Source organism: Demequina globuliformis (assembly GCF_000975155.1).
In the GTDB taxonomy this organism is placed as follows: Bacteria; Actinomycetota; Actinomycetes; order Actinomycetales; family Demequinaceae; genus Demequina; species Demequina globuliformis.
The window spans coordinates 1,757,648-1,781,992 of record NZ_BBRG01000001.1 but is presented as its reverse complement, the minus strand read 5'-3'; the positions used below and the strand labels follow the sequence as shown (position 1 = coordinate 1,781,992).

Sequence of the window (24,345 nt, the reverse complement as noted above, 5' to 3'; positions counted from 1 at the left end):
GCGTCAAGCCCTCGGGGACAGGCAGGAGATCCCGCCGTGGGAAACGCTTTCCGTGTAGCGAGGACGCTACCGCCTGAATCGTTCAAAAGCAAGGATTGGTGACATACCGGACACACCTGCTGGCACGTGTCCGCCTTGGCCCCGATCATGAGCGCGATCGCCGGAACCGCGGGCGAGCCGGAGGCTCAAGCCGCAGAGCTAGCCGAGACTCGCGCGTCACGCAGAGTGCGCCTGTCCCGGGCCGATGCCGCAGTCACCAAACCTGCTGCCGCCAGGACAAGCACCAGCATCACGGAGCCAATCGCGACTGAACTCGTTGCCCCGAGCGCCCCGGCTACCGGCGCGGCCACTGCCCCGAAAACCATGCGCGCCGCACCTTCGATCGAGGCAGCTGCACCTGCCCGGTCGCGGTGATCGCGCAGCACGCTGGTCGCCAGCGCTGGCCCCACGAACCCAAACGCCGTCGTGAACACCAACAACGGCGCGACGAAGGCCCACAACTGCGACTGACCAGTAGCGACGCCGAGCACGATCGTGGCTCCGGCCGCGACGATCAGGACACCAACGCCGACGGTAGCGACGCGCATGGGCGCGAGCCGCGAAGACAAGGCCGCACTGGTCTGCGCGCCTGCAATCATGAGCAGTCCGTGACCGCCAAAGATCACAGCGTAGGACGCCTCCGTTAGCCCAAACGTCCCCTGAAAGATGAATGCGGACGACGCCATGTAGGCCATCATCGACGCGAAGAGCATCCCGGAGGCAGCCGCCAGCAGCAGATACCGCGGGTCCCGTGCGAGTGGACCATAAAGGGCGACACGGGGGCGCTCCTGACCGGTAGGGACGGGCGGAAGCCGCCGCGCGAGCACCGCCAAAGTGAGCACGATGAGCACCACACCGGCCGCCGCGAGCACCCAGAAAAGGCCCCGCCACGGCATCACGATCAGGAGGTATGCACCCATCGACGGAGCGAGGACGACGAAGATCCCGTTGACCATCTGAAGCCGGGCGAGCGCCCGGACCATGGCGCTGCCCTCGGCAGCGTCGCGCACGATCGCGATCGTGATCACCGAGGCGCCCGCCGCCCCCAAGCCTTGGACGAACCGCGCTCCCACCAACACCGGAGCGGTCGCCGCGACAGCGCACGCAACTGAACCGGCGCTATAGACCACCAACGCGGTCACCATGGGCCGCAGCCGGCCCACCCTGTCGGACCAGGGCCCTGTCGCCAACTGGCCAATCGCCATGCCAATGAAAGCGGCAGTCAAGGTGGCCTGAACGGTCTGGGCAGGCACAGACAGGTCGACGGCCATCGCGGGAAACGCGGGCAGGTAGAGGTCCATCGACAGTGGCCACACTGCCTGAATGAGCCCCAGGACGACGAACACCCCGACCGTCAGCGTTAGCCGAGCATCGGCCCTCGTGTGCGTCACGCGCCCTCCTGGCTACCAGTCGACTATTGCGTGGAGAGCCTAGAGCGGAAAGCCCTTTCCCGCCAGTCCAACCAATCCGACCAGGCCCAGACACACGTGTGCCCCCACAGTGGATGAGGACGGTCCACCGTGGGGGCACACGTGCCACACACACGAGCCCGGGCTTTCCCGGGCGGTAGAGCGCCCGGGAAAGCCGTGGGGGTTACTGGCCGATCGCGGCGTTCGCCTCTGACGTGAACTGGGCCGCGGCGTCAGCCGGGGACACCGTGTCGAACAGCAGCTGCTCGTTGATGCGGCCGGCGATCTCGGGAACATCCGCGGCGCCGGTCGGAGGTGCGGGAGGTCCGTCAACGATCTCCGTCGACAGCGCGCCCAGGAACTCGGAGGCCTGAACCTCCAGCGGGTCAAGCATGCCGGAGACCGAGTCGCGAACCTCGGTGTTGGCGTTCAGACCGCGGTCAGACAGAATCAAGGCGCCCGCGTCGGGGTCGTTGATCAGGAAGTCAACGAACGCGGCTGCCGCGTCCGGGTACTCGGAGTCGGCTGCGATCGAGTAGAACATCGCCGGCTTGTAGTACATGCCGGTGCGCTCGCCGCTGGATTCACCGGGCACGCGGAGGAGTTCGAGGTCGCGGCCGGCTGCGCTCGAGATCGCACCCAGCTGGTTCGACCACCAGAAGCCCATGGCGCCGGAGTTGGTGCCCAGGAGCGACTGCTCCGGGCCACCCTCGGCGATCTCCACGCTGCGAGCACCGTCGGGCATGGCGCCTGACTCACGCAGGTCGACGAGCATCTGGTACCACTCCTCCAGCGTCTCGTCTGAGTAACCCAGCGAGCCATCTTCCGCGTAGAGGGACTCGCCCTGCTGGCGCGCGTAGATGTTGAAGCCGGCCTCGTTGCCACCAAAGTCCTGGACGCCGTAGACGCCGTCACCCAGCGCATCGGAGATTTCCGTCGCGATGTTCATGAAGTCTTCCCACGTCCACGTGGTGTCGTCGGGCCATTCCACGCCCGCTTCTTCGAACATCTGCGGGTCGGCGACGATCGTGTAGGCGTTCACACCGGTCGCCACGCCCGCGAGCTCGCCATCAATGGTCCCGGAGTCCAGCACGGAGGCATCGACCATCGACGTGTCAACTCCAAGTGCGGCCAGGTCAGCTGTCACACCACGGTTGGCATAGTCGGTGAGGTAACGCTCCTCCTGCGTCATGACGTCGGGGGTGTCACCACCGGCAACGGTGGTCGCCAGCTTGTCCCAGTAGCCGCCCCAGTCGGTGTAGTCGGGAACCACGGTGATGTCGGGGTTCTTCTCCATGAACAGGTCGATGACTTCCTGCGTCACCGTGTGGCGCTCATCCGAGCCCCACCACGAGAAGCGGATCTCGGCTGCGCCTTCCGCGCCGCCGCCCTCGCTCGACGCCGTGTCGGAGGTGGCCGCGTCAGTGGGCTCCTCATCGGTGCCGCCGGCTCCGCTGTCTCCGTTGCATGCGGCGAGAGTCAGGACACCGATGGCGAGGACAGCGCTGGTGCGCCACCACATCTTCGTGGAGCCCCCCGGGCCCTTGAGTGAACTGTGCATTTTTTTCTCCTTTTACTGGGAACTTCGTTGTTCGACGGTCGGGGTTTCCGGCCAGTTGGAGTCGTGCTACTTGAGCCCCGTCGTGGCAATGCCCTTGACGAGGTACTTCTGGCCAAACAGGAAGACCAGAAAGATCGGGATGAGCGACACAATCGACATGGCGAACAGTGCGCCCCACGAGCTCTCGCTCGTGGCGTCGATAAAGGTGCGCAGGGCGATGGGCATGGTGTACATGTCAGGCCGAGTCAGGAAGATCAGCTGGCTGAAGAAGTCGTTCCACGTCCAGATGAAGGTGAAGATCGCAGTGGTAGCCAAGGCCGGCAACGACAGCGGCAGCATGATGCGGAAGTAGATGCGACCGTGGCCACACCCATCGAGGCGAGCTGCCTCATCAAGCTCGGTGGGGATTCCGCGGAAGAACTGCACCATGAGGAAGATGAAGAACGCGTCCGTGGCCAGGAGCTTGGGGACGATGAGCGGCAGGAACGTATTGATCCAGTTGAGCTCAGAGAACAGGATGTACTGCGGCACGATGATCACGTGGATGGGGAGCATGATCGACATCAGCATGATCGCGAACCACAGGTTCCGGCCCCGAAACTTCAGGCGGGCGAAGGCGTAGGCCGCCATGGAGCAGGCCACCAGGTTGCCGATGAGTGACCCCAGCACAATGATCGCCGAGTTCAGCAAGTAGTGGTGGAAAGGGTGGAGAAGCGCGTTCCAGCCCTCGGTGTAGTTGTCGAGGGTGACTTCACTTGGCCACAGGCTGGGGTCGCGGAAGATCAGCGCATCCGGCTTGAACGAGCTCGCGATCATCCACAGCAGCGGGTACAGCATGATCAGGCCAAACAGAATCAGGCCAGCGTGCTTGAGGATAGACCGGGTGCGTCCGCGCCAGGCCCGCTTTGTGGGGCTCTCTGACTCAGGCATCTGCGCGGCCAGCTGTTGGAGCGTGGGCGTCGTGGGAGGCGCGTCGTCGCGCACGGGGGTATTAGTCATTGTAGAAAACCCAATACTTAGAGGCGAGGAAGTTGACCGCGGTCATGCCCGCGACGATGGCCAGGAGCAGCCAGGCCATGGCGGATGCGTAGCCCATGTCGAGTGACGCGAAGCCCTTTTGGTACAGGTACAGCGTGTAGAACATCGTGGAATCCGCCGGGCCACCAGTACCGCCACTGACCACATAGGCCTGGGTGAAGGTCTGGAACGCGTTGATCACCTGCAGCACCAGGTTGAAGAAGATGATCGGGGTCAGCAGCGGCAGCGTGACGGACGTGAACTGGCGCCACTTGCCGGCACCGTCAATCGAGGCCGCCTCGTAGTACATCTGAGGAATCTGCCGCAGACCAGCGAGGAAGATGATCATGGGTGCACCGAAGGTCCACACGTTGAGGATCATCAGCGTGCCGAGCGCGTAGTCGGGATGAGAGACCCAGCCTTCGCCCTGGATGCCGAACAGGCCCAGGAAGCCATTCACCAGTCCGTCTGCGCCAAACACCTGACGCCACAGCAGCGCGATGGCCACGGAGCCACCCAGGAGGGAGGGCAGGTAGTACACGGACCGGTAGATCGCGAGGCCGCGCAAGCCGCGGTCCAGGACCAGCGCTAGCGCGAGTGCGGCAGCGAGCTGCAGTGGCACCGAGATGAACACATAGAGGAACGTGACCTTCAGCGCGTTCAGTAGGCGCGGGTCCTCGAACATGCGGGTGTAGTTCTCGAACCCAATCCAGTTGGGCGCCTCCAGCAGGCTGTAGTCCGTGAAGGACAGGTAGGCAGACGCGGCCATAGGGCCGATGGTGATGAGGAACAGGCCTACAAACCATGGCGCCAAGAAGAACGCAGCAGCCTTCGCGTCACCCTTGCGGTACGCCGATGGCCCCTTCTTCTTCTTGCCGAGCTCAGTGACGACGGACACACGCCACCCCCACTGTTGCGACGCCTGAGCGGCGTCGGTTCTGGTGCTCCTTCATGGAACCCTCCGGATCGTCGTTGATCTGGTCTACTTCACCGGCGCCAGTGCCGGTGAAACCGCTTTCCGATTAGCAACGTAGCATACGAGCAACCGGTTTCGGAATGGTGTACGGTCACATTATTGACACAGCCACTCGGACGGCGGTGCGGGCACAAAGAAGTGCCACACAGCTGAGAAATACCTGGAGGGTTCATGCCCAAGGTCAGCCCCAAGCGGGCGACTGCCACCATCGGCGACGTTGCCGAGGCAGCCGGCGTGTCGCGCGCCACCGTGTCGCGCGTCATGAACGGTCGCGTGAGTGTGGGAGCCGAAATCAGCGAGCGCGTCCGTGAGGTCGCCTCCCAGCTCCAGTACCGACCCTCCAACGTCGCCAGGAGTCTCTCGCTCGGCCGCACGGAGACTGTCGCCCTCGTCGTTCCTGAGCTCGCCAACCCCATGTTTCAGCACGTTCTCGCTGGCATGACGGAGGCGGCAGCCCATCACGGCTATCGCGTGCTGGTCGCAGATACGGGCCAGAACCCGGATGAAGAGGCCGCCATCGCGATGGAGGCACGCATGCGCTGCGACGCACTCGCGCTGGTCTCGCCGCGCATGGCCCACACGCAACTCGCGGCCCTGCTTACCCAGGCGGCGCCTGCGGTGCTCGTCAACCGCGATAGCCCTGACCCGACCACACCCGCCGTCACCGTCAACTACCGTGCCGGAGCGGCAGCGGTCCTCACGCACCTCATTGGGCTGGGTCACACTCGGATCGTTTACCTTGCCGGCCCACCGCTCAGCACGTCAGATGTGCGCCGCAGGGCTGGCCTCAAGGACGCCCTCGCGCTTCACCCCCAGGTGGAGCTCATCGACGTCGCAGGCGGCGCGACCGTGTCAGACGGCTACGAGTCGCGCGACGCCGTGCTTGCCGCGCGGGCCACCGCCGTGGTCGCGTTCAACGACTTGGTCGCGTTCGGGCTTCTCGCCGCCCTCAACCAGGCTGGCGTCGCGGTGCCGGGCGACATCTCCGTGACCGGATTCGACGACATTGAACTTGCCCAGTACTCGACCCCATCCCTTACGACCGCCGCCGTGCCTCAGCACGACCTTGGTCGCCACGCATGGCAGGAGCTTCACGCAGTGATCGAGAATCAGGACCGGTACGCCTCGACCGCAACCGAGTTCGAGCCGCGCCTGGTGGTGCGGGCGAGCTCTGGCCCCGTGCCTCGCACCGTGGCGCAGGGTGGGCTGGCGCCGGCGGCACCAGAAACGTCGGAGTCGGAAAATGCCCCGGCCGCGAGCGCCGCGCCGGCCATAGCGCCCGCTCCGCTTCGCCCCCAATGGCGCGCACAGCCCGGTGGCGCGATCCTTGAACTCGCCGGCACGCGGTTGGCACAGTACGAGTCCGGCGAGTCCATCCCCGAGGTGCACGCGCCGCGACCCTACCTGCACCCCGTCTACACGTTGGCAGGCGCTGCCATGACCGACTCGGGTCCGGTGGATCACCGCCACCACTACGGCGCGTCGATGGCGGTACCGGACGTCAATGGCACCAGCTACTGGGGAGGTCGCACCTTTGTGCGTGACGTGGGGCCAACCCTGCTGCACAACCATGGCTCCCAGGTGAGCGACGGAGCGCGCATCGACGACGTCGACCCGCATGTCCTGCACGAAGTCGTGCACTGGCGCGACGAGGACGGGCTCCCGCAGGCGGAGGAGTCCCGCACGCTGAGCGCTCACCTCCTCTCCGACGACGCGTTCGCGGGCGAGCGCCCGGGCGGCGCCGGCGCGTGGGCCCTGTCGTGGCGCACCGTTCTGCGCGCGGACCACGGCCCCCTCACAATTGGCTCTCCTGCGACCAACGGGCGACCGGGTGCCGGCTACGGGGGATGGTTCTGGCGACTGCCAAAGGCGGACTCGACGACCGTGCTATCCGAGCGCGGCGAAGGTGAAGAGCGCGCGCACGGCTCCGACTCCGGCTGGCTGGCCTTTGTGCAGAGCCAGGACGGGGTGACGAGCACGTGGATCGCGGTCCAACACGGCACTCCTCGCGAGTGGTTCGTGCGCGCAGCCGAGTACCCCGGCGCGGGACCAGCGCTCGCGTGGCAGACGCCGCTGTCGGTGCCGGACGGGGGAACAGTCGAGGTCGCGATCACCACAGTGCTCGTCGATGGTGCCGTCACGCTCGAACGCGCTCACGCGCTCGCCCAGGAAGCCGCACAACTGAGATGACTGACACGGACGCCACCCGCGTTCCTCGCGTCGCGGTCGTCGGAATTCATGGGCACGGCGGGTCCCACGTCCGCCGCGTTCGCGAGCTTGCGGCCACCGGCGCCGTCACCCTGTGCGCCCTGGTGGATCCACGCCCCCTCGCCGACCAGGACGCGCCGGCGACCGGCGGCGCGAGTGGCCCCCGCCACGGCGCGGATGCGGACGGCTCCGGCGTCGCGTGGTTCCCAACGCTTGGGGACCTGTTGTCAGCGCCCGAGCCGGATCTTCGTCCCGACGTCGTCATTCTGTCCACCCCAATCCCGACCCACCTCCCCCTCGCCACTGTCGCCATGCGCGCCGGAGTCGACGTGTTGCTCGAGAAGCCGACCACCGCGTCCCTCGCGGAGCACACGGCGCTGGCGGCCGTCGCAGAGGAAACCGGGCGCCTTTGCCAGGTGGGCTTTCAAACGTTCGGCTCTCACGCCATCGGCGCTATTGAACGACTCGTCGCGGACGATGAGATTGGCGAGGTCACCGGCGTGGGCGCGGTGGGGCTGTGGGTGCGCACCGTGGGCTATTGGGCCCGGGCGCCGTGGGCCGGGCGGCGCCAACTCGATGGCCGCGACGTGGTGGACGGAGTCGTCACGAACCCGCTCGCGCACGCGGTTGCGACGGGCCTGCGGCTGGCGGGCGCGACACGGAACCACGATGTCCAGGATGTGGTCGTTGACCTCTACCATGCCAATGACATTGAGGCAGATGACACGTCTGCGGTGCGGGTTCTGACCGCGGACGGGGTGCGGTGCGGCTTTGGTCTCACCCTGTGCGCGGCCGAGCGCACGCCGGCCCGCGTCATCATCCACGGCACCCGCGGCCGCATCGAGCTCGCGTACGAGACCGACCGGGTGCGCGTCGTCACGCCCACCATGGATGTCGAGAAGCACTACGGCCGCATGGACCTGCTGGAAGACCTCCTGGCGAGCCGTCGCACTCCCGGGCGCGCCCTGGCGTGCGACGTCAGAGACACCGGCGCATTCATGCGCGTCATGGAGGCCGTGCGCACGGCGCCCGACCCCCGGCCCATCGCTGAGTCCCACATTGAGTGGGTGGGTGAGGGCGATGACCGCCACCCCGTGGTGGGTGACATCGAACGCTGGTGCGAGGACGTCGCGCTTCACGCTCGGACGTTTGCCGAGCTGCACGCCCCCTGGACGCGCACTTGATCGATGTTGTGGTGGCGATCGCCACTATGGCGGCGGTCGCTGTGGCCGGCTGGCTCATCCAGGCGCGGCGCTGGCTCCCGGCTGGGTCCCGCGAGCTCCTCGCCACCGTGGTCTTCACGATCGCCGGTCCGAGCCTGCTGCTGGCGACCGTCGCGCAGGCTGACCTCGCGCGTCTGGCCTCGACCGGCGCGGCGGTCACCTGGGGCACCACCCTCGTCATGGCGATCCTGTTGGCAGTGGCCGCTCGGTGGGGCATGCGCTTAGCGGCGGGGCGCGCAACCGTCACAGTCTTGAGCGGCGCGTACGTCAACGCGGGCAACCTTGGCATCCCGCTCGCCGTCTACATGTTTGGGGATGCGTTGGCCGTTGTGCCGACCATGCTGGTCCAACTGCTCCTGATGGGCCCCGTGTCTTTCGCGATCCTTGACCGCGCCGCGGACGCGGGCGGGCTGGCGAGCGCGGCTCCCGGGAGGCGAAGCCTCGCGCGCACCGTTCTCGGCAACCCCCTCACCATCGCCACGTTGCTAGGACTCGCCCTGGCGTTGCTGCCCTGGCAGATCCCCCCGCAGGCCCTCGCACCCTTCGAACTGGTGGGCGCTGCCGCTCCTCCCCTAGCGCTGCTGACGCTCGGCATGGCGCTCGTCACCACCACGAGCGCCGATGCCGGGGGGACGGCGGCAGCGACACCGCAGACGGGCGAGCGACGCAACCCGGAAGACGCCACGGTGCCGGGGGGCACGGCCCTCGCACCCGTGATAGTTCCCGTCATCGTCGCCACCGTCGCACGCACGGTCATTCACCCGGCGCTAGCGTGGGCCATCGGCTCTGCGGCGGGCCTGACGGGAGAAGCTCTCGCTATCGTCGTCGCGATGGCTGCTCTGCCGACGGCGCAAAACGTCGTGGTGTTCGCGACCCGCTACCGGTGTGCCATTGACGTGGCGTCACGCGCGTGCCTCGTCACGACGCTGTGCTGCGGGCCCGTCCTGATCGCGATTTCTGCGCTCCTGGCATAGCCCGTCTGCGGTGCGGGAGTGCCGCGGCGCACGGGGCGTCGTCCCTGACCCAGCCTGCTGGTAACCTTGAGCCTCGCAGGCTCGCCTGCATTGCCCCCGTAGCTCAGCGGATAGAGCGCCGGTTTCCGGTACCGAAGGTCGCAGGTTCGATTCCTGTCGGGGGCACGTTGCATGCTCGCGACACATAAGCCGGAGGGCACACTGAAAGGTGTGGCTCCCTCCGGCTTTGTCGTGTCAGGAGCGGTCGATTGCCCGCGGCACAATCGCGATGATCGCGAGCCCCACGGCGAGTTCCGCGACCGCGAAGGCCGGGCTCGACACCACGTCACCAAAGGCCTTCCTCGCGCCCTTGCGCCAGAGCCCTCGCGGCGTCGCCCAGGTCTGCTGCCGCTGCCCCGGCACGGCCAAACCCACCACACCGTCGGACACCAGTGCCAACCCGGCGCCACGTGTAGCGCCCACGACCAATCGAGATGCGTTCATGCTGCAAGTGTCGCAGGGGTAACCCGCCTGCGCCAGCATCGGCGACGAGGCGCCCTTACGCGGAAGCGCCCTCAAGCGAGGGCCTCAGCTGGCCCAGTTCCTCCTCCGTCAGCACAAGTTCGCTTGCGCCCGCGGAATCGAGGATCGAACTGGGACGGGAGGCACCAGGGATCGGAATGACGTGTTCTCCGAGTGCCAGCTCCCACGCCAAGACGACCTGCTGCGCGGACACCCCGCGAGCGTCCGCGATCAGTTGGAACGGCAAAAAGCGCGTGCCGACGTCTCCGGCTTTCCCGATGCCGCCCAGCGGGCTCCACGGGATGAAGGCGACGCCGAGCTCGGCGCACAGAGTGAGTTCGTCGTAGCTCGACACGAAGGCCGGCGAGAACTGGTTCTGCACGCTCGCCAGCCGGCCACCCAGAATCTTGTGCGCCTCACGGATCTGGTCAACGTTCGCGTTGGAGATGCCAGCCATCTCGATCACGCCTTCATCGAGCAGCTCTGCGAACGCGCCGACCGAGTCCGCATACGGCACGCGGGGATCGGGCCGGTGGAACTGATGAAGGCCGATGCTGTCGCCACCAAGGCGCTGGGCACTCGCCTTGGCTGCGTGCTTCAGGTAGGCGGGGTCGCCGTTGACGGTCCAGGTTCCGTCGCCCGGGCGCACGTGGCCTGACTTCGACGCGACCAGCACCTGCGAGGTTGCCCCGGGATAGGACACCAGCGCCCGTGCGATGAGCGCCTCGTTGTGTCCGGCCTCGCCAGGGTGAAGGTGGTACGCGTCGGCCGTGTCGATCAGGGTCACGCCAGCATCAATGGCGGCGTGGATCGTGGCGATCGAGCGGGCCTCATCTGGCCGGCCTTCGATCGACATGGGCATTCCGCCCAGGCCGATTGCTCCCACCGTTCGTTTGCCCAGCCGGCGCTGCTCCATGGCCACTCCCTACGTTCTCGCCCACATGCGAACGTACCCGGGCGCGTCGCTCAGCTCAAACTCGCTCCCCTCGCGGGCCCCTAGAGCGTGTCGGCAATGTCCCCCACGATGGTCGCTTCCCAGCGCCCCTCGTCGTCCTGGACGGCGTCACAGCCGCCAAGCGTGCCATCCTCGAACTCCCACGCGACCGAGATGACTCCGTCCTCGTCGGCTGGTGCTACGTCGCCGCGGACAATGGGAGGCAAGCCCTCCTCGAGGGCGAGTTCCTCGCACACCTGAATCGCCTGCTGCTCCTCGGCGGACACGTCCGCACCCACAAAGAACCACACCACGGCGCCAATCACCACGAGCAAGGCGACTCCGAATGCACCCATGATGGGCCCCCAGCTGCGCGGCGGTTCGGCGGGGGTAGAGGCTGGTGAGGGCTGATCACTCATTGTCCCAGCCTACGGGCGCACAGCGGAGTCGTTTTCCCTACGATTGTGGCTATGTCGATTCCGGAGGACCTCCGCTATACGCCGCACCTCGGTCTCGCGCTAGGCGGGGGCGGGGCGCTTGGCGCCGCTCACGTGGGCGTGATACAGGTACTTCACGAGCGCGGGCTCATGCCCAGCATCATCACCGGGACATCCGCTGGCGCCATCGCGGGTGGGGCCACGGCTATTGGGATCGACCCCTATGACCTCGAGCAGCGCGTCTTGCGGTGGGGCTGGACTACCTTTGGCCGGTGGACGCCCAGGCCAGGGCTCGGCATTCTCACCGCCGACAACCTGCATGCACGCGTGCGGCGCATCACCGGTGGCGACCCGCTCATCGAGGACCTCCCGGTGCGTTTTGGCGCCGTCGCCACGGATGTGACCACGCGCGCGGCCGTGGTGCTCGACCACGGGTCTCTCTCCACGGCAGTGTCGGCCTCGATCGCGGTGCCCGGCGTGTTCCGGCCCGTGGAGATCGAGGGCCGGCATCTTGTCGACGGCGGCCTGGTGCAGAACCTGCCCATCGAGGCTGCCATTGGACTGGGCGCGGATCACGTGATCGCCGTGCGCGTGTCCCCCGAATGGGAGCTGCCCGGCTTCGAAACCACCTTCTCCGTCCACGAGTTTGAAATCCGCAACGATGTCACCGTCATCGAGCCACACCTGGAGCACCGCTCGCAGTGGCAGGTGCGTGACCTCGCCAGCACCGTGCAACTGGGGCGCGAAGCGGCAGAACGCGAGTTTGGCGAGTACCCCATCCTCAACCCACGACCGGAGCCCGCACCGCGGGACTCCGGCCCACTCCCGGGAGACCCCGACGCGCCTACCGCGTCAGATGCGCCGCAGCCCGAAGGTGAGGAAACGCGGCATGGACCGTGGGGGCTTGGACCTTTCCTTCATCGACGTTGAGTCCGTGACGTAGCGCCGCATCGGTGGCGATGCCTGCGCGCCCGCCGTCAGCGAGCGCCTCGATGTAGGGATACGACGCGTGCACAAGGGCCGATGTCGCGGTGGCGCCGACCGCTGCAGGCATGTTCGCGACGCAGTACAGCTGGGTGTCACCGACAAGAAAGACGGGGTCGTCGTGCGTCGTGGGGCGCGAGACCTCGGTGCAGCCGCCCTGGTCAATCGCGATATCCACGATCACGGAGCCCGGCCGCATAGCCGTCACCATGCGGCGCGTGACGACCACAGGCGCAGGCCGTCCCGGCACGAGCACAGCGCCCACCACGACATCGGCCTCCGCCACCTCCCGCTCGACGGCGCCTGGAGTGGACTCCTCCACCCTGACCGCGTCACCGTAGCGTTGCTCCAGCGCCCGCAACCGGTCCTTGTCGACGTCCAGCACCACGGCATCGGCCCCCGCCCGCACCGCTTCTGCCAACGCAGCGGAGCCTGCCACTCCGGCCCCGATCACGACCACACGCGCGCCGCCCACTCCCATTGCGCCGCCCAGTAACTTGCCTGGGCCGCCATGCGGGCTGAGAAGGTGGTGGGCTCCCTCGAGCACCCCCACTGCACCGGCGATCGCGCTCATTGGCGTCAGGATCGGCAGCGAGCCGTCGGCGGCCTGCACGGTGTCATACGACAACGCTGTGGTGCGTGCCGCGATCAGCGCCTTGGCGAGGTCCTCGTTCGCGGCGAGGTGCAAGAAGGTGAAGAGCATGCCGCTGCCGAGCAACTCGTATTCGCTCGCCTGCGGCTCCTTCACCTTGAGGACCAGCTCGGCATCCCACGCCTCTTGCGCGGTCGCGACGAGCACGGCGCCGGCCGCCTCGAACGCGGAGTCAGGTATGGCAGCGCCCTCCCCCGCTCCAGCCTGGATTCGCACCTCGTGCCCGCGGGCAGTCAGTGCCTGGACGGCTTGGGCGGTCAAGGCAACGCGGGTCTCGCGGTTCTTGACCTCCCGGGGTACGCCAATGCGCATGTCCCACCTCCTGGTGTCGAGGCACAAAAGCACCTGGTCAGCACCTGCGCCCTGATCCCAGCCTGCCGCACTTAGGCCCGCGCCGCCTCCTAGGCGCGTCGCGCGCCGCCTATCTCGCGGGGCACCAAGCGGGACCTTTGTCCTCTGCTCGTCGACCCCATGCGGGGTTAGAGTTGAATCGATTCAAGTCGCAGCGTATCCGGCGCTGCGCGCGTCTGTGCTGGAGCGCACCCATGACCCACGATCAACCCAAGCCCACTCTCGACGAGCTCATCGCCCAAATCGGTGAAGCGGGCGCACGCATCTGCGACATCGACGCCTCCGAGGCCGGGGCCGGCAACATCTCTGTGTACCTGGGCTGGGAAGCCGAGGTCCGTCGCCACTTCCCGCACGCGGAGGAGATCAGCCTTCCGGATCCCGCGCCTGCCCTGGCCGGAGGGACCGTCCTCGCCACCGGCTCCGGCCGCAGGCTACGGCAAATCAAGGACGAGCCCCTCGCGTCCATCGGCGCCGTGCGCGTCCACGAAGACGGACTCACCGGCACGCTGTACACCTCCAATGTCCGTCGCTTTGAGCGCTTGACGTCAGAGTTCAACTCCCACCTCGCGGTGCACCAGGATCACGTCGAGCGCCGCGGCATCGACTTCCAAGCCGTCGTGCACGCCCAGCCGCCGCACTTGACCTACCTGAGCCACATCCCCGCCTACCGCGACACCGACCGCATGAACCGCGCCATCTTGCGGTGGGAACCGGAGACCATCGTGTCCCTGTCACAGGGAATCGGCGTGCTTGAGTTCATGATCCCAGGCTCCGCTGAGATGGGAGCAGCCAACGTCGAGGGCTTGCGCGCACACGAGATCACCCTGTGGTCCAAGCACGGCACCATGTCTCGCTCTGACGTGTCCGTCTACCGCGCCGTCGACCGCGTCGAGTATGCGGAAACGGCCGCCAAGTACGAGTACATGGACATTGTCGCCGGCGGTCTCGCGGAGGGACTCACACGCGAAGAGATCTCATCTGTCGCGTCCACGTTCGCGATCCAGTCGCGGTGGCTATAACTACCCCCAACGCGTGAGGGCCGCGCCCCGTGCTTGGGGTGCGGCCCTCACGCATGTGGTGCGACGCTAGTCGCGAGTGTTGAGATAAGGCTTGCTGCTCCAGTAGTTGGCGCCGTAGACACCCAGATCGTCCGTGCCGGGCTCGTACTCCCAGTGCCACGGCTCCCACTTGGACGACTTGGCCCACGACGGGTTGACCCAACCCCACGTGCGGCCATTGGCCTCCAGCCATGCCTTGGAGTACCCGGTGTCATCGCTGCCGCACAGGTCAATCGCAAGTCCCCAGCCGTGCACCGACTTGCCCGGCGTCGCGGCCATGAAGCCCCGGCTCGCCTTGGTCGAGTACTGCTGCGACAAGGTGCGGTAACCGCTGCCCAGGCACAGGTCACGCCCGAACTCCAGCTTGAAGGCTGCGTTGAGCTCCGCAAGCGCGACAGCAGCGTCGTTGCGTAGCTGAATGCCGCCAATGGTGCACAACGAGTCCTCCGACAATTGTCCGTTGTAGCCCTCGGCACCGTCGGCGGGGTTGCAGTCAGGAAGATACGCGCTGGCCGCGTAGCTGTCGGAGACCGCGAGCGCCGCGCCGTTGCCGTCGACCTCAGGAAGTGGCAGTTGGCGCTCCTCCAAGTTTTGGGCACCAATGATCACGCGCGACGAGACGGCCTGGTCCGTCTTTGCAGCGGAAATCTCGGTGGTCGCTTCGGTTGCACCGGCATAAGGAGAGATAGTGCCCACCGCGGGGTAGACGACCATCGTCAACGCAAAGCCGGCAAGAACCGACGAGCGAGCGAGGAACTTGCGGCGGCGGTGAGTAGTGCGTACCTGAGTGGCTGCGGTCTCCTCGATGCGGCGGGAGCGTCGGGAGCGATGATGGGTCGCGGACGCGCCGTCACGTTTGCTCACACGAGCCTCCACACAAGTCGATTGCCATCGTCCTCAACCACCCCACCCGGGTCGAGGTTGCCACGAGTGTAACCAAGTCGTTACCAACTTGGCTACCCCGCTGTGGAGAGCGATTTGTCACATCCGTCACATGCCTATGCCACACGCGTCAGCCGCCAAGGGCCCGCCGACGGGGCAGCGCTACCGTGCCGCGTCGCCCGCGATGTCGCCGTGACTTTCACGAGCCACCGCATCGCGGACCTCGCCCACGAGGATCTCGATGATGTCCTCAAGGTGCACCAGCCCCAGCGCCTCGTCATCGCGCTCTACCAGCGCAATGTGGGTCCCACCGCGTTGCATCAGGGCCATCACTGCCTCCACCTCAGCGTCCGCAGCGACGGTCGGGAGGGCACGGATGCGCCAGTCCTGAATGGGCTCTTCTCGCTCCCCCGGCCGGGCGAACAAGGTGTCCTTCATATGGAGGTAGCCCACGAACGCATCGCCGTCGCGGACCGGGAGGCGCGAGAACCCCGTTTCCGCCACGATCGCCTCGAACTCCTCGACGCTCACTCCCGGGCTAACGGCGCGCACCTGATCGATCGGGATCATGGCCTCGGAGGCGGTCCGGTCAGAGAACTCGATCGCGCCCGCCAGCAGGCCCTCGGCGTCGTGGAGCGTGCCCTCTTCACTCGATCGCTCCACGATCGAGTGCACCTCGTCCGCCGTGAAGGCGCTGGTGACCTCGTCGCGGGGCTCAATGCCGACCATCCGCAGTACACCGTTGGCCAACCAGTTGAGCGCCACAATCACTGGGTGCAGCACCCGCGAGAGCCACACCAGCGGCGGCCCCAACACCATCGCGGCCCTGTCTGGCGCAGAGACGGAGGCGTTCTTGGGGACCATCTCCCCCACCACCACGTGCAAGCCCACAATGATGATGAGCGCAATCACCATCGCGATCGGGTGCACGGCGGCGTCGGGGACGCCCAGGGCGTGCATCGGCCCCTCAAGCGCATGCGCCAACGCTGGCTCCGCAACGACGCCAAGCGACACGGAACAGACGGTGACGCCCAGTTGCGCACACGCCAGCATGTCGGACACGTTTTCCATGGCCCACAGCACCGTCTTTGCTGCGCGGGACCCCGCCTCAGCTCGTGGCTCGATCGAGGACCGGCGCGCGGAGATGATCGCAAATTCAGCGCCCACAAAGAACGCGTTGGCCAACAGCAGGCCAATGACCAGCATCACCATGCCAAGGCTCACGGCACGTCACCCGCCTCGGGGCCGGAGGCGACGGCGGGGTCCAGTCGCACGCGGTCGATCCGGCGTCCCGCCATGCGTTCCACACGGATCTCGCAGTCGGGGGCAGCCACCCGGTCACCCACCTGAGCAATGCGCCCCAACTCCGCCATGATGAAGCCGCCAAGGGTCTCATACGCCGGCGACTCAGGAATGTCGAGGCCGGTCACTTCCATCACCTCGTCTGGACGCAACTCGCCAGGCACCACCCATGCTCCGGTCGGCATGCGGTGAGAGGACACGCGGCGGCGGTCGTGTTCATCGGCGACCTCGCCCACGAGCTCCTCCACGACGTCCTCAAGCGTCACGAGTCCAGCGGTGCCGCCGTACTCATCAACGACGATCGCGCACTGCTGGCCGTGCTCGCGGAGCTCCAAGAGCAAAGGCCGCATTTGCAGCGTCTCGGGCACGCGCGGAGCGTCATCCATCAAGGTTGTCACGGCAGTGGAGTCCCGCTGCGGATGCGCTACGGCGATCGCCGCACGGAGGTGAACCAGCCCCAAGACGTCGTCAGTGCTGTCACCCACCACCGGAAACCGCGAATGGCCCGTCGCGCGCGCCACCGTCAGGACGTCCGCGGCGGTCGCGTCACGTTCGAGCGTGCTCATCCGGGTCCGGTCGGTCATCACGTCAATGGCCGTCAGTGCGTCGAGGTCGATCGTGTTCTTCAGAAGGAGCGCGGTTGACGGGGCGAGCGTGCCAGCCTCCGCGGAGCGGCGCACCAGCGCGGCGAGTTCCTGCGGCGACCTCCCGCCTGACAGTTCCTCGCGCGGCTCGATGCCAAGCACACGCAGGATGGCGTTCGCGGACTTGTTCAGCACCGTGATGATGGGCGCCAGCGCCGTGGTGAAGCCCATCTGTGCCGGGGTCACCAACCTTGCGGTGCGCATCGGGTCCGCGAGCGCGGCGTTCTTGGGCACAAGTTCGCCGAACACCATGGAAAAGGCATTCACCAGGACAAGCGACACGGCACCCGCGATCACGGCCACGGTCGCGCGTCCCAGCGCGGTGGACTCGAGCGGGATCGACAAGAGCTCCACCAGTGCCGGCTGCGCCGTGTAACCCAACAGGATCGTGGTGAGGGTGATTCCCACCTGGGCGCCAGACAACTGCGTCGACAGCCGCTTGAGCGCGCGGGACACGCGGCGGTTGCGGGGGTTGTCGCAGTCAATGTGGGAGGGGTCAAGCGCGACCAACGAGAACTCTGCGGCAACAAAGATGGCGGTGCCGACGGTGAGGAGCACTCCAGCCCCCACCAGTAGCCACGCGGTCAACACCAGGGACGCCTGTCGTCATCCATAATGTCGCCAGCATAGCGACGGGCGCTAGCATCGGACAGGTCCCCCGACTTGGAGAATGTGCATGGATGCTCCCGCGATCGAGATTCGTTCGCTCACCAAGACCTTCGGATCAGTGCACGCGGTCAATGACCTGTCGTTCACCGCAGGGCCTGGCAGAGTCACGGGCTTCCTTGGCCCCAATGGTGCCGGCAAGTCGACAACGTTGCGGGCGCTGGTGGGCCTGGTGACGGCGACGTCGGGCGAGGCATTGATTGGCGGCCGCCCCTACGGGGCACTTGAGCATCCTGCCCAGGTGGTGGGAGCGCACTTTGAGGGTGCCTTTCATCCAGGGCGCAGTGCGCGCGACCACCTCCGCGTCTACGCCTCCCAGGCCAAAGTGGATACGGGCCGATGCGACGAGGTGCTGGCCATGGTGGGGCTCACCGAGGCTGCGGGGCGCCGCGTACGCGGCTTTTCCATGGGCATGCGTCAGCGGTTGGGCCTGGCGACCGCTCTCCTGGGCGATCCTCAGGTGCTGGTGCTCGACGAGTCCGCAAACGGGCTCGATCCCGCCGGGGTGCAGTGGTTGCGCAGTTTCCTGAAGGCGTTCGCGGCCCGCGGCGGCACTGTGCTGCTGAGTTCGCACCTGTTGTCCGAGGTGGAGTTGACGGTGGACGACGTGGTCATCGTCGCCGGCGGTCGCCTTCGGCGCGCGTGCGCCATCACTGATCTACGCGAGGAAGCCAGTGCGCAGGTGCGCATCGCGAGCCCGGACGGTGACAAGTTGACCGCGTTCCTGCGCGACCGCTTCCCTGCCGCTCAGGCACTGTCTGCCACCGCTGCAACCGTGCCTGGTGTGACGGCCGCGCAGGTAGGCGCCGCGGCCTTCGCTGATGGCCTCGAACTCCATGAACTCGCCGAGTCGGCGGACAGTCTCGAGACCGTCTTCCTCCGCCTCACCTCGCAGGAGGCCGCAGCATGATCGCCGCCATCACCGCCGAGGTCCGCAAACTCAGCACCACCCGTCTGTGGTGGGTTCTGGGAGCCTCGCTCGCGGTCGCCGTCGCCTTCATGGTGGCGGTCATCGTGTTCAGCTTCACCTTCGCGGATGAACTTGGCATGAGCGGTTCCAGCGATGTCGAGGCCAGTGGCTTTGACCCCCGCACGCTCGCGACCATGGTCTACAGCCTGCCGGTGTCCTTTGGCTACGTTTTTCCCGCGATCCTGGGCGCCATTGCGATCACCGGCGAGTACCGTCACCGCACCATTGACACGACCTTGCTGATGGAGCCGCGCCGCAGCCGCCTCATCGCCGCCAAACTCATTGCGATCGTGCCGTTCGGATTGGCGTACGGCCTTGTCGCCATGGTGACCGGGGTGCTCGTGGGCGCCGGAGGCTTGGCGCTTGCGGGCGAGGAAACGTTCCTTGACGACCCATCCATGTGGGGGTCCATTGCCATGGGAGTCGTCGCGCTCACCGTGTGGGCCGTCGTGGGCGTCGGGCTGGGAGCGGCCCTGCCCAACCAGGTCATCGTCATCGTGATCCTCGTGGGGTGGACCCAGTTAGTCGAGCCCATCCTGCGACTGGCCTTCGGGTTCATCGAGCCGCTGCAGGGGGCGTCGGCGTACCTGCCCGGCGCCGCCGGCGACGCGATGGTGGGTGCGAGCTTCTACTCCGCCATGGACTCGGGGGACCTGCTCGCGCCGTGGGCTGGCTTCGCTGTCCTCCTCACTTATGGACTCATCGCGAGCGCCGTTGGGTGGGTGCGGATGACCCGTCGCGACGTGTCATAACCAAGGGTTGGGCAAGGGCCGAGTAAAGGTCTGCACAACCTCGGCAAAGCCTTGCGAGGACGTCACTAGAGCCGTCCAGAAGCGTCTAGGCTGGTGCACCAAGAACACTGACGTATCTGACGCACTGGCGCCAAGAAAGTGAGCGGCCTCGACGTGTCCACCGACACCAGCGCAACTGACGCCGACCGCATGACTGTCAACCGCAATGAGGGAGCGCCCAGCGTGGCTTCGCTCATTCTGAACGGTCACTCCCCCGACGCCGCGGCGTCGGCATCCTCAGGCTCCGCCTCCGGCGGCAGTGATGAGCCCCCGGCTCAGGTCGAGGATGCCGCCCCTAGCCCCGGCTCGCATGAGACAAGTCACCGGCCGGACCGCCCCATGATCGCCCCCGCTTCCACGGATGTGTCCGCCGCATCCGCCAAACGGGATGAGTCCGCAGCCAGCTCTGCGCCTGCGGCTCCGTCCGTCGTTGGAGCCCCCGATGCCACCCCAGCAGCGGCATCGGCCCACACCACGGCGTCGCCGGAACCCGCCGCCGTCAACGAGGCGCCCACGCCTGAGCCAGGCGAGTCCGCCCCGTCAGCAGCCGAGGTCGCTGAGGCGGCCTCGAAGGAAGCGATCGAGCAGATGCCGACCCAGCCCATCGCCACCGCGCAGGCCCCCACCGCGGCGTACCTGCAAAAGGATGACCACGAGGCGCTCGCGGCAAAGGACGTCGAGCAGGGCATGACGCGCCTGCGCGGACCCGCGGCGCGTGTCGTGACCAACATGGAAGCGAGCCTGGAAGTTCCGACCGCGACGTCGGTCCGCACCATCCCGGCCAAGCTCCTCATGGACAACCGCACCGTCATCAACAACCACCTCACCCGCACCCGCGGCGGCAAGGTGAGTTTCACGCACCTCATCGGCTACGCGATCGTCGAGGCGCTCGCGCAGCTGCCCGCGATGAACGTGGCTTACGTCCAGGACGACGGCAAGCCTGCCGTGCAGACCCCTGCACATGTGAACTTTGGCCTCGCGATCGACCTCGCCAAGGATGACGGCTCCCGTCAGCTCTTGGTGCCCAACATCAAGGGCGCGGACGACATGAACTTCGCGTCGTTCTGGTCCGCATATGAGGACGTCGTCAAGCGCGCCCGCTCGGGAGCGTTGCAGGCCAGCGACTTCCAAGACACCACCATCACGCTGACCAACCCCGGCACCATTGGCACAGTTCACTCGGTGCCGCGCCTCATGAAGGGCCAAGGCTCGATCATCGGCGTCGGCGCCATGGACTACCCGGCGGAGTACCAGGGTGCCTCGGCTGAGACCGTCGCGCGCCTGGGCATCTCGAAGGTCATGACGCTGACCTCGACGTACGACCACCGCGTGATCCAGGGCGCCCAGTCCGGCGAGTTCCTCGCACTCGTGCACCGCAAGCTGTTGGGCCTGGACGGGTTCTTCGACCGCGTCTTCACCGCGCTGCGCGTGCCCTACGAGCCCGTCCGGTGGGTTCAGGACGCCGCGACCAACGAGGCCGCGGAGGCCGCCAAGCCCGCCCGCATCGCCGAGCTGATTCACGCGTACCGTTCGCGCGGGCACCTCATGGCAGACGTTGACCCGCTGTCGACCCGCCTGCGCAAGCACCCCGACCTCGATGTCCAGACCCACGGCCTGACGCTGTGGGACCTCGACCGGGTCTACGCCACCGCCGAGTTTGGTGGACGCGATAGCTGGCGCATGCGCGAGGTGCTCGGGCGCCTTCGCGACGCGTACTGCCGCACCGTGGGCGTCGAGTACATGCACATCGCCGACCGCAAGCAGCGTGCCTGGCTTCAGGAACGCCTTGAGGTGGACTACACCAAGCCCAGCCGCGAAGAGCACCTGCGCATCCTGCGCCGCCTCAACGCTGCCGAGGCCTTCGAGGCTTTCCTCCAGACCAAGTACGTGGGCCAGAAGCGCTTCTCGCTCGAGGGCGGCGAATCGCTCATCCCGCTGCTGGACGCTGTCATGTCCTCGGCTGCCGAGTCCGGCATCCAGGAAGTGTGCATCGGCATGGCCCACCGCGGTCGCCTCAACGTGCTCGCAAACCTCGCCGGCAAGTCCTACTCCCAGATCTTTTCCGAGTTCGACGGCACGGCCGTTCCCGGCTCGGTTCAGGGATCCGGTGACGTGAAGTACCACCTCGGCACCGAGGGCGTCTTCACCTCGGAGTCCGGTGCCACGACCGATGTGTACCTCGCGGCCAACCCGTCGCACCTTGAGGCCGTGAACCCGGTCCTCGAGGGCATCGTGCGCGCCAAGCTCGACGCCCTGGGCGCTGACCCCGCCACCGACGGCTACCCCGTGCTGCCCGTGCTCGTGCACGGCGACGCGGCGTTCGCTGGCCAGGGCATCGTCATGGAGACGCTGAACCTGTCCGGCCTGCGCGGCTACAAGACCGGCGGCACCGTCCACGTCATCATCAACAACCAGGTGGGCTTCACCACCGGCCCCGGCGACTCGCGGTCCACGCGCTACTGCACGGACATCGCCAAGGGCTACCAGATCCCCATCTTCCACGTGAATGGCGACGACCCGGAGGCCTGTGCCCGCACGGCGCGCCTGGCGTTCGAGTACCGCGAAGAGTTCGGTCGCGACGTCATCATCGACATGGTCTGCTACCGCCGCCGCGGTCACAACGAGGGTGACGACCCCTCGATGACGCAGCCGCGCATGTACGACCTCATCGAGGCCAAGCGCTCGGTTCGCCACCTCTACACCGAATCGCTGATCCGCCGTGGAGACATCACCACCGAGGAGGCCGAGGCCGTTTCGCAGGACTACCTCGCTCAGCTCGAGCGGGTGTTCCTGGAAACCCGCGAGGGCTTCCAGGGCACGGACACGGAGTCCATCTCCGGCCTCGAGTTGCCGTCGAGCCAGTCCTCGGACGCCGGCGTCATGGTCGGATGGCAGACCGCAGTGTCCAAGGGCCAGGTCGAGCGCATCGGGCGCGCCCACACGCGCCCGCCAGAGGGCTTCTCCGTCCACTCCAAGCTCGCCAAGCTGCTCGAGCGCCGTGAGGCGATGAGCCGCGAGGGCGGAATCGACTGGGGCTACGGCGAGCTACTTGCGTTCGGTTCTCTCCTGCAGGAAGGCACCCCGGTGCGCCTGGCAGGTCAGGACGCCCGTCGCGGCACCTTCGTGCAGCGCCACGCAGTGTTCCACGACCGCGCCACTGGCGCCGAGTGGACCCCGCTGCTGTACCTGAGCTCGGATCAGGCCCGCCTGCACATCTTCGACTCGTCACTGAGCGAGTACGCGTGCCTGGGCTTTGAGTACGGCTACTCGGTTGAGCGGCCCGATGCGCTGGTGCTGTGGGAAGCGCAGTTCGGTGACTTCGTCAACGGCGCGCAGACGATCATCGACGAGTTCATCTCGTCCGCCGAGCAGAAGTGGGGCCAGTCCTCCTCCGTCGTGCTGCTGCTGCCGCACGGCTACGAGGGCCAGGGACCGGACCACTCCTCTGCCCGAGTGGAACGCTTCCTCCAGCTGTGCGCGGAGGACAACATGGTCGCGGCGATGCCGTCAACGCCGGCCAGCTACTTCCACCTGCTGCGCCGCCAGGCCTACGACCGCCCGCGCCGCCCCATGGTGGTGTTCACCCCCAAGTCGATGCTGCGCCTGCGTGCTGCGCAATCCAGCGTCGAGGACTTCACTCAGGGCACGTTTGAGCCGATCCTGCCGGACACGCTCGATCCCTCGGGCGTCAACCGGGTGCTGATCTGCGCGGGCAAGGTCTACTACGACCTTGCCGCGGCGCGCGAGAAGTCCGGCGACACGTCCACAGCGATTGTCCGCCTTGAGCAGCTCTACCCGCTGGACGCAGAGAAGATCAACGCGGTGCTGTCCACCTACGGCGACGCCGAGCTGGTCTGGGTCCAGGAGGAGCCGCGCAACCAGGGCGCATGGTCGTACCTTGCTCACGCGTTCCCGCGTGTGGTGGGCCGTGAGGTACGGGGTGTGACCCGTACCGCGTCCGCCTCCCCGGCATCGGGCCTGAGCTCGCGCCACAAGGAAGAGCAGGCAGACCTGGTCGACCGGGCATTCGAGCGATGAAGAACATCTTCTTCGTCGGTGACGAGCTCGTCGCTGGCCACGGCGATCCCAAGGCATTGGGGTGGTCGGGCCGCGTCGCAGCCCGCACCCTTCCCCTGGGACCGGATCTGCGTTTTCACACGCTCGCGGTCCCAGGGGAAACCACCGCGGAACTGTCGAGCCGCTGGGATGAGGAAGCGCTCCGCCGCGTGGGGCCGGCAGGCCTCAAGGAGGCGGACAACTACGTGTTGTTCGCGATCGGTCGTCACGACCTGAGCAAGCGCGTCTCCCCCACGATGACGCGCTTGCACCTCGCCAACACCTTGGACCGTGCGGCGGCTCTGGGTTTTCGCACCATGATGGCCGGCCCGCCGCCCATCACCGCTGTCGACAACCGCGCAGTCGCCGAGTATGCCGCGCTGTGCGACGAGGCGGCCACCCGTCGCTCGGTGCCGTACATCGACATGTACGGTCCTCTTGCGCGCCACGACCAGTGGGCGACAGACATGGCCACCACCGGTGGCGAGGTGCCGTTGCAGGCTGGCTACGGGCTCATGGCGTGGCTGGTGCTGCACTCGACGTGGCACGAGTGGCTGGGCCTCCAGCCGGCATCCACCTAGCCCCGCCGCCTCCCCCTCCTTCGCCAAATGGCTCCATTTGGCTGTTTTAGGTGGCCATAACAGCGAAAAAGTGCCACTTCACCACAGCCTCGGAGCCGCCGATGCCGGGGCACGGCTCCGTACCGAAGC

Annotated in this window: 20 protein-coding genes and 1 tRNA gene; 10 read left to right on the top strand and 11 right to left on the bottom strand. The window is 67.0% G+C overall.

Features of this window, described 5'->3' with window-relative positions:
* Positions 1-185: 185 nt before the first annotated feature.
* The 4 genes from AOP75_RS08330 to AOP75_RS08315 all read right to left on the bottom strand — a co-directional run bounded on the left by AOP75_RS08330 (position 186) and on the right by AOP75_RS08315 (position 4,924).
* Complete coding sequence (locus tag AOP75_RS08330; RefSeq protein WP_062078159.1) at positions 186-1,430, bottom strand: MFS transporter; 1,245 nt, start codon at positions 1,428-1,430, stop codon at positions 186-188.
* Positions 1,431-1,632: 202 nt separating this feature from the next.
* Entirely contained in the window at positions 1,633-3,009 is a 1,377-nt protein-coding gene (locus tag AOP75_RS08325) for an ABC transporter substrate-binding protein (RefSeq protein ID WP_062078157.1), read from the bottom strand.
* 66 nt (positions 3,010-3,075) lie between these two features.
* Entirely contained in the window at positions 3,076-3,939 is an 864-nt protein-coding gene (locus tag AOP75_RS08320) for a carbohydrate ABC transporter permease (protein WP_062078530.1), read from the bottom strand.
* Between the two features lie 61 nt (positions 3,940-4,000).
* On the bottom strand, positions 4,001-4,924 hold the full coding sequence (locus tag AOP75_RS08315) for a carbohydrate ABC transporter permease (protein WP_062078155.1): 924 nt from the start codon (positions 4,922-4,924) through the stop codon (positions 4,001-4,003).
* A gap of 249 nt (positions 4,925-5,173) precedes the next feature.
* Between AOP75_RS08315 and AOP75_RS08310 the strand changes: the two genes are divergently transcribed.
* The 4 genes from AOP75_RS08310 (at position 5,174) to AOP75_RS08295 (ending at position 9,572) form a co-directional block, all read left to right on the top strand.
* Positions 5,174-7,192, top strand: coding sequence for a DUF6807 family protein (locus AOP75_RS08310; RefSeq protein WP_062078153.1), 2,019 nt, complete (start codon positions 5,174-5,176; stop codon positions 7,190-7,192).
* Positions 7,189-8,394 (top strand): Gfo/Idh/MocA family protein, encoded by a 1,206-nt coding sequence (locus tag AOP75_RS08305; protein WP_062078150.1) that lies wholly within the window; start codon positions 7,189-7,191, stop codon positions 8,392-8,394. Before AOP75_RS08310 ends, AOP75_RS08305 begins: the two co-directional genes overlap by 4 nt.
* A complete protein-coding gene (locus tag AOP75_RS08300; protein WP_062078149.1) occupies positions 8,391-9,407 on the top strand; it encodes an AEC family transporter in 1,017 nt (338 codons plus the stop codon). Before AOP75_RS08305 ends, AOP75_RS08300 begins: the two co-directional genes overlap by 4 nt.
* A 92-nt stretch (positions 9,408-9,499) precedes the next feature.
* Positions 9,500-9,572: transfer RNA gene (locus AOP75_RS08295), tRNA-Arg, on the top strand.
* A gap of 69 nt (positions 9,573-9,641) precedes the next feature.
* On the opposite strand, the gene AOP75_RS08290 is transcribed toward AOP75_RS08295, so the two are convergent.
* From AOP75_RS08290 to AOP75_RS08280, 3 genes are all read right to left on the bottom strand, one after another.
* A complete protein-coding gene (locus AOP75_RS08290) occupies positions 9,642-9,890 on the bottom strand; it encodes a hypothetical protein (protein ID WP_152650005.1) in 249 nt (82 codons plus the stop codon).
* Between the two features lie 55 nt (positions 9,891-9,945).
* Complete coding sequence (locus tag AOP75_RS08285) at positions 9,946-10,824, bottom strand: aldo/keto reductase (protein ID WP_062078144.1); 879 nt, start codon at positions 10,822-10,824, stop codon at positions 9,946-9,948.
* A gap of 80 nt (positions 10,825-10,904) precedes the next feature.
* Positions 10,905-11,261 (bottom strand): YebO family protein, encoded by a 357-nt coding sequence (locus AOP75_RS08280; protein ID WP_152650004.1) that lies wholly within the window; start codon positions 11,259-11,261, stop codon positions 10,905-10,907.
* Between the two features lie 51 nt (positions 11,262-11,312).
* On the opposite strand from AOP75_RS08280, the gene AOP75_RS08275 reads away from it, so the two are divergent.
* A complete protein-coding gene (locus AOP75_RS08275; RefSeq protein WP_062078140.1) occupies positions 11,313-12,209 on the top strand; it encodes a patatin-like phospholipase family protein in 897 nt (298 codons plus the stop codon).
* On the opposite strand, the gene ald is transcribed toward AOP75_RS08275, so the two are convergent.
* Positions 12,124-13,227, bottom strand: a complete 1,104-nt coding sequence (gene ald / locus AOP75_RS08270) for an alanine dehydrogenase (RefSeq protein ID WP_062078138.1) — start codon at positions 13,225-13,227, stop codon at positions 12,124-12,126. The two genes, AOP75_RS08275 and ald, sit on opposite strands and share 86 nt — an antisense overlap.
* 233 nt (positions 13,228-13,460) lie before the next feature.
* Here ald and AOP75_RS08265 point away from each other — a divergent pair, with 233 nt between their 5' ends.
* On the top strand, positions 13,461-14,285 hold the full coding sequence (locus AOP75_RS08265) for a class II aldolase/adducin family protein (RefSeq protein ID WP_062078136.1): 825 nt from the start codon (positions 13,461-13,463) through the stop codon (positions 14,283-14,285).
* A gap of 66 nt (positions 14,286-14,351) precedes the next feature.
* Here the strand turns inward: AOP75_RS08265 and AOP75_RS08260 are convergent, their stop codons facing one another.
* The 3 genes from AOP75_RS08260 to AOP75_RS08250 all read right to left on the bottom strand — a co-directional run bounded on the left by AOP75_RS08260 (position 14,352) and on the right by AOP75_RS08250 (position 17,743).
* Positions 14,352-15,188: a M15 family metallopeptidase gene (locus AOP75_RS08260; RefSeq protein WP_062078134.1), complete on the bottom strand. Its 837-nt coding sequence runs from the start codon at positions 15,186-15,188 to the stop codon at positions 14,352-14,354.
* A gap of 180 nt (positions 15,189-15,368) precedes the next feature.
* Positions 15,369-16,418 (bottom strand): hemolysin family protein, encoded by a 1,050-nt coding sequence (locus AOP75_RS08255; RefSeq protein ID WP_062078132.1) that lies wholly within the window; start codon positions 16,416-16,418, stop codon positions 15,369-15,371.
* An 8-nt stretch (positions 16,419-16,426) separates the two neighbouring features.
* Positions 16,427-17,743: a hemolysin family protein gene (locus tag AOP75_RS08250; protein WP_062078130.1), complete on the bottom strand. Its 1,317-nt coding sequence runs from the start codon at positions 17,741-17,743 to the stop codon at positions 16,427-16,429.
* Between the two features lie 85 nt (positions 17,744-17,828).
* Here AOP75_RS08250 and AOP75_RS08245 point away from each other — a divergent pair, with 85 nt between their 5' ends.
* From AOP75_RS08245 to AOP75_RS08230, 4 genes are all read left to right on the top strand, one after another.
* Complete coding sequence (locus tag AOP75_RS08245) at positions 17,829-18,728, top strand: ATP-binding cassette domain-containing protein (protein WP_062078128.1); 900 nt, start codon at positions 17,829-17,831, stop codon at positions 18,726-18,728.
* Complete coding sequence (locus AOP75_RS08240; RefSeq protein WP_062078126.1) at positions 18,725-19,540, top strand: ABC transporter permease; 816 nt, start codon at positions 18,725-18,727, stop codon at positions 19,538-19,540. Before AOP75_RS08245 ends, AOP75_RS08240 begins: the two co-directional genes overlap by 4 nt.
* Positions 19,541-19,918: 378 nt before the next feature.
* A complete protein-coding gene (locus AOP75_RS08235; RefSeq protein WP_062078528.1) occupies positions 19,919-23,617 on the top strand; it encodes a multifunctional oxoglutarate decarboxylase/oxoglutarate dehydrogenase thiamine pyrophosphate-binding subunit/dihydrolipoyllysine-residue succinyltransferase subunit in 3,699 nt (1,232 codons plus the stop codon).
* Complete coding sequence (locus tag AOP75_RS08230; protein ID WP_062078124.1) at positions 23,614-24,216, top strand: GDSL-type esterase/lipase family protein; 603 nt, start codon at positions 23,614-23,616, stop codon at positions 24,214-24,216. Before AOP75_RS08235 ends, AOP75_RS08230 begins: the two co-directional genes overlap by 4 nt.
* Positions 24,217-24,345 lie beyond the last annotated feature (129 nt).